A 4,377-nucleotide genomic window follows, 5' to 3' on the forward strand; every position below is an offset into this window, starting at 1 on the left:
ATTTATGACATGCGATGTTTTACCAGTATCTACATACTCACTAATATCACCAATTATTGTTGCGTTGGATTATGCCAATAGAAGTCAGGCACTAGCATTTGTAGATCTGATCTCACCACAGCATTGTAAGTTGAAGATAGGAAAAGAGATGTTTACTCGTTTTGGGCCAACGCTGATAATCGAGCTGCAACAACGTGGTTTTGACATTTTTCTTGACCTAAAATTTCATGATATCCCTAATACTGTTGCTAGAACAGTATCTGCTGCAGCAGATTTAGGGGTATGGATGATAAATGTGCATGCGAGTGGTGGTGAAAAAATGATGATAGCTGCACGTAATGCCCTAGCTACCTTTGGTCCAGGCGCACCACTGCTTATCGCAGTTACAGTGCTAACTAGCCTCAGCGATAAGGATTTACAAATACTTGGGATTCCAGGTACTACTGCAGACTTTGCCATTAGGTTGGCCACCTTAACCCAAAATTGTGGCCTAGATGGAGTCGTATGTTCGCCACAAGAAGCAGTACGTATAAAGGCTATATGCGGTCATAATTTTACCATAGTCACACCTGGGATTCGTCTCGCGTTTAATCAAATGGCTGATCATAGTAGAGTAATGACTGCGCTGCAGGCACAACAAGCAGGCGTTGACTATATGGTTATAGGTCGTCCCATAACCCAGGCTCCGGAACCTAATGTGGCATTAGGGGATATACTCCGTTCGCTTAAACTCTAAAATAAGATATAATAATTTGATTATTCACTTAACTGATACAATGTTCGCAATAATAGAATGATTGTCCATACGTACTTCTGCAATAGTAACTTCTATGGTATCGCCCTGGCGATAACGTTCTACGCCTTTTACCTGCACTGTGCCGAGATCCTGGTTACAAACTAACTCATCACGTATGCTATGAATAAAAATGGCAGGAATAAAAGCAATAGCACCATTATCTACTAATCGTACCCGCATGCCACTGCGGCAAATATCAATAATTTCAGCGCGATAACGAATATCACTCCCGGCTTTTTGTTGAAGAAAGCGAGCATATAGCCAATCTTCTACATCTCGTTCTGCAATACGATTTTGCCGACGACGTTCAGACATACGCAACGTAATCTCTTTTTTAGGGCGCTCTGCTTTCCTTGCTCCAATTAGCGCCTTCAGCAAACGATGGTTCATCATATCGCTGTATTTACGAATAGGTGAAGTCCAAGTTGCATAAACATCTAGTCCTAGGCCAAAGTGTGGGCCAGGCTCGGTTTTCAACTCAGCAAATGTTTGAAAACGACGAATGCGGCTATCGAGATATGAGGTCGGCATTTCATTTAATTGGCGACGTAAAGCACAGAATCCTTTGAGGGTCAGCAATTGATTAGCATCAGCTGGAATGTGATGGTTTCGTAAAATAGCTACTGCCTGATTCACCAAAGCGGCGTCAAAACCATTATGAGTGTTATATAGACCAAAACCAAGACCATCACGTAGTACACGAGCGGCACAGACATTGGCAGCAATCATCGCTTCTTCAATCATCCGTTTGGCAATACAGCGTGGTTCAGCAATAATATTATTTACTTCCCCTTTTTCATCCAGGATAAAACGGTAGTCTGGCTTGTCCTTAAACACTAACGCATGTTGCGCGCGCCAGGAACTACGAGCTTTGTAAACCTTATGCAACAAGCGTATCTGCTCAGCGAGAGCATTATTCTTCGGTTGCCATCCTCCGCCGTTTTCTAGCCAGTTAGATACCTGATCATAAGTAAGCTTAGCTTTAGATTCAATCCAAGCTGTGAAAAAGCGTATATCTTCTTCTAGAGTTCCGTCATGTTGCATCGTGACCTGGCAGACAAGAGCAGGCCGCTTTTCATAAGCTCGTAAAGAACAAAGATTATCAGACAGCATCCGCGGCAACATGGGAATGTTAAAGCCAGGAAGATAGTTAGTAAAAGCTCTATTGCTCGCAATAGTATCTAATTGACTTCCAGCAATAATCCATGCAGTAGGATCTGCAATTGCGATAGTAATCACTAACGCTTCATTAGGCCCGTAATCTACATGTAATGCATCATCCATATCTTCGGTACTAGGATTATCAATGGTGATAAAGTTTAGCGCTGTTAGATCTTCTCGAATGAGACCGTCGTCTTGCGGTGTCAGGTCCTTCGGCATAGCCGGTGCTTCTCGTTCTAAATTATGTTTAGCTAAGGTAACCCACCATGGCGCAAAATTATCACTGCTGGTAGTAACTATCTCTGTTATTTGAGCGTAAAAGTAGCGATGACCTTCTAGAGGATGGCGGCACATTTCCGCTACTACCCAGTCTCCAGTACAGAGAGTATCACTCACGCCGCGTTGCGGACGTGCGGGTATCACTTCTTTAATCAGCCTATGATCTGGTAAAATAGCAACTCTATCGTCTTTTATTTGTATCTTACCGACAAAACGAGATAAAAAAGGCTCAATTAAAGCCTCTGGTTCAGCAATTTGACGATCTTTTTCGGTATGCAATACCGCCCTAATTTTATCACCATGCATTACCCTTTTCATAAAATAAGGAGGAATAAAATAGCTATTTTGAGAATCAACCTCTAGGAAGCCAAATCCTTTATCAGTACCTTTTACTACACCTTCTGTCCGTGGTGTTTTAGAGTGCAGTTGCTGTTTTAGCTGTATAAGCAGTGGGTTATTATGAAACATAATATTTGATGATTTAAAAAAGTAATAATTTTATTGATAGTTTTTTTGTGATATAATTATTTTGAGCAGCCTTGAATGATATTTTCAGATCTATTCAAGTTCATTCATAACAGTAATATGAAAACCTCCATCTACATGCACAATTTCACCGGTAATGCCAGCTGATAAATCAGAGCATAAAAATGCTGCGGTGTTACCGATATCTTCAATTGTTACTAAACGACGAATAGGCGTAACTGATTCACAGTAGCTCAGCATTTGTTTAAAGTTTCGTATTCCAGAAGCTGCTAGTGTTCGAATTGGCCCAGCAGAAATAGCATTAACGCGTACACCCTGCGGTCCCATAGCATTCGCCATATAACGGGTATTAGCTTCCAACGATGCTTTTGCTAGACCCATAACGTTATAGTTCGGAATAGCTCGTTCTGCTCCTAAATAAGTCAGTGTCACAAGGGAAGCGTTAGGATTAAGCATCGGTCTGCATGCTTTGGTCATAGCGACAAAACTATAAGCGCTAATATCATGCGATATGGCAAAGCCTTCGCGGGTAACTGTACTCACATAGTCACCATTAAGCTGATTGCTAGGAGCATAAGCAATGGCATGGATAAAGCCGTCAAAGTTAGGCCATAACTTTGCCAAACAGGTAAACAATGCTTTGATGCTAGCATCTTGAGCTACATCACATGGTAGCACAATGCTGGAATGAAAATTAGCGGCAAAGTGTTCTACTCGCGATTTCAGTTTATTGTTTTGATAAGTAAAAGCTAACTCTGCTCCCTCACGATATAGAGCCTGAGTAATACCGTAGGCAATAGAACGATGGCTAGCTATACCTGTGACTAGAATACGCTTACCGGTCAGAAAACCCATAGCACTCCCTAAATACTTAATATTTTTATGCTAATTTTATTACTTATTATCGTAGATAAGACTCACAGTAGTAGAAGAAAAATTCTTTGCTGGAACGTTGTTTACTTACTATCTATGATCTAGAAATTATTAAGAGCTATTAGCTTCTAGCTTTTGGTAATTTATACATTAAATAAGAAGTTTATCACATCGCCATCTTTTACTACGTACTCTTTACCTTCAAAACGCATTTTTCCAGCTTTCTTAGCACCTTTTTCACCTTTAAAAGTAACGAAATCATTAAAAGCAATAGTTTGAGCACGAATAAATCCTTTTTGAAAATCCGTATGAATCTGGCCCGCAGCTTGTAAAGCTGTAGCGCCTACTGGGATAGTCCAGGCACGTACTTCTTTTGTTCCAGCTGTAAAGTAAGTTTGTAAATTCAGTAGCTCATAACCAGCTCTAATTACACTATTTAGTCCATGTTCTTTCATATCTAACTCTGCTCTAAAAGAGTCGTATTCTTCTGTTTCTAACTCGGCAATATCTGATTCTACTGCAGCGCATACAGCAATAACTATTGAGCCTTCTCTGGAAGCAATAGTGCGGACTTGGTCTAGATAATGATTCTTATAGAAGCCAGAATCATTCACATTCGCTATATACATAGTTGGTTTGAGCGTAATAAAACGCAGATAGCGAATAATGCTTTTCTCTTCATGATTTAAATTTAACGTACGCAACATACCTGCATTGCTGAGATGTGTCAGGCATTTTTCTAGCGATGCTAACTCTAGCTGAGTATTTTGATCACCACTTCA

Annotated in this window: 3 protein-coding genes and 1 pseudogene; 1 reads left to right on the plus strand and 3 read right to left on the minus strand. The window is 40.5% G+C overall.

Going from position 1 to position 4,377, the window contains the following annotated elements; genetic code table 11:
• Positions 1–4: 4 nt before the first annotated feature.
• On the plus strand, positions 5–736 hold the full coding sequence (pyrF, locus tag CEX73_RS03230; protein WP_101627144.1) for an orotidine-5'-phosphate decarboxylase: 732 nt from the start codon (positions 5–7) through the stop codon (positions 734–736).
• A 24-nt stretch (positions 737–760) separates the two neighbouring features.
• On the opposite strand, the gene CEX73_RS03235 is transcribed toward pyrF, so the two are convergent.
• The 3 genes and pseudogenes from CEX73_RS03235 to CEX73_RS03245 form a co-directional block, all read right to left on the minus strand.
• Complete coding sequence (locus tag CEX73_RS03235) at positions 761–2,704, minus strand: exoribonuclease II (protein WP_101627142.1); 1,944 nt, start codon at positions 2,702–2,704, stop codon at positions 761–763.
• A gap of 90 nt (positions 2,705–2,794) precedes the next feature.
• Positions 2,795–3,577: an enoyl-ACP reductase FabI gene (gene fabI / locus CEX73_RS03240; protein WP_101627143.1), complete on the minus strand. Its 783-nt coding sequence runs from the start codon at positions 3,575–3,577 to the stop codon at positions 2,795–2,797.
• Between the two features lie 161 nt (positions 3,578–3,738).
• Positions 3,739–4,353 (minus strand): annotated as a pseudogene (locus tag CEX73_RS03245) (DUF933 domain-containing protein); the annotation flags it as partial.
• Between the last annotated feature and the right edge of the window lie 24 nt (positions 4,354–4,377).

The organism is Candidatus Palibaumannia cicadellinicola (assembly GCF_002855795.1).
GTDB lineage: Bacteria > Pseudomonadota > Gammaproteobacteria > Enterobacterales > Enterobacteriaceae > Baumannia > Baumannia cicadellinicola_C.